This is a genomic window from Serratia sp. CY56464 (assembly GCF_052168435.1).
In the GTDB taxonomy this organism is placed as follows: Bacteria; Pseudomonadota; Gammaproteobacteria; order Enterobacterales; family Enterobacteriaceae; genus Serratia; species Serratia marcescens.
In genome coordinates this window covers 1-1,342 of sequence record NZ_JBJNMV010000013.1, presented here as the reverse complement: position 1 = coordinate 1,342, position 1,342 = coordinate 1, and the positions used below count along the sequence as shown (strand labels likewise).

At 52.6% G+C, this 1,342-nt stretch carries 1 rRNA gene; it reads left to right on the top strand.

Annotated elements, in window-relative coordinates:
- Positions 1 to 1,323: ribosomal RNA gene (locus ACJ8KE_RS23690) — 23S ribosomal RNA — on the top strand; the annotation flags it as partial.
- Between the last annotated feature and the right edge of the window lie 19 nt (positions 1,324 to 1,342).

Here is a 1,342-nt window from a genome sequence, read left to right as displayed (position 1 = left end):
TCAGGTAACATTAAATCGTACCCCAAACCGACACAGGTGGTCAGGTAGAGAATACCAAGGCGCTTGAGAGAACTCGGGTGAAGGAACTAGGCAAAATGGTGCCGTAACTTCGGGAGAAGGCACGCTGGCATGTAGGTGAAGTCCCTCGCGGATGGAGCTGAAGCCAGTCGAAGATACCAGCTGGCTGCAACTGTTTAATAAAAACACAGCACTGTGCAAACACGAAAGTGGACGTATACGGTGTGACGCCTGCCCGGTGCTGGAAGGTTAATTGATGGGGTCAGCCGCAAGGCGAAGCTCTTGATCGAAGCCCCAGTAAACGGCGGCCGTAACTATAACGGTCCTAAGGTAGCGAAATTCCTTGTCGGGTAAGTTCCGACCTGCACGAATGGCGTAATGATGGCCAGGCTGTCTCCACCCGAGACTCAGTGAAATTGAACTCGCTGTGAAGATGCAGTGTACCCGCGGCAAGACGGAAAGACCCCGTGAACCTTTACTATAGCTTGACACTGAACATTGAGCCTTGATGTGTAGGATAGGTGGGAGGCTTTGAAGCGTGGACGCCAGTCTGCGTGGAGCCATCCTTGAAATACCACCCTTTAATGTTTGATGTTCTAACTCGGCCCCGTGATCCGGGGTGAGGACAGTGTCTGGTGGGTAGTTTGACTGGGGCGGTCTCCTCCCAAAGAGTAACGGAGGAGCACGAAGGTTAGCTAATCACGGTCGGACATCGTGAGGTTAGTGCAAAGGCATAAGCTAGCTTGACTGCGAGAGTGACGGCTCGAGCAGGTACGAAAGTAGGTCTTAGTGATCCGGTGGTTCTGAATGGAAGGGCCATCGCTCAACGGATAAAAGGTACTCCGGGGATAACAGGCTGATACCGCCCAAGAGTTCATATCGACGGCGGTGTTTGGCACCTCGATGTCGGCTCATCACATCCTGGGGCTGAAGTAGGTCCCAAGGGTATGGCTGTTCGCCATTTAAAGTGGTACGCGAGCTGGGTTTAGAACGTCGTGAGACAGTTCGGTCCCTATCTGCCGTGGGCGTTGGAAGATTGAGAGGGGTTGCTCCTAGTACGAGAGGACCGGAGTGAACGCACCACTGGTGTTCGGGTTGTCATGCCAATGGCATTGCCCGGTAGCTAAGTGCGGAAAAGATAAGCGCTGAAAGCATCTAAGCGCGAAACTTGCCTCAAGATGAGTCTTCCCTGGGCCTTTAAGGCCCCTGAAGGAACGTTTAAGACTAAGACGTTGATAGGCTGGGTGTGTAAGTGCAGCGATGCATTGAGCTAACCAGTACTAATGATCCGTGAGGCTTAACCTTACAACACCGAAGGTGTTTT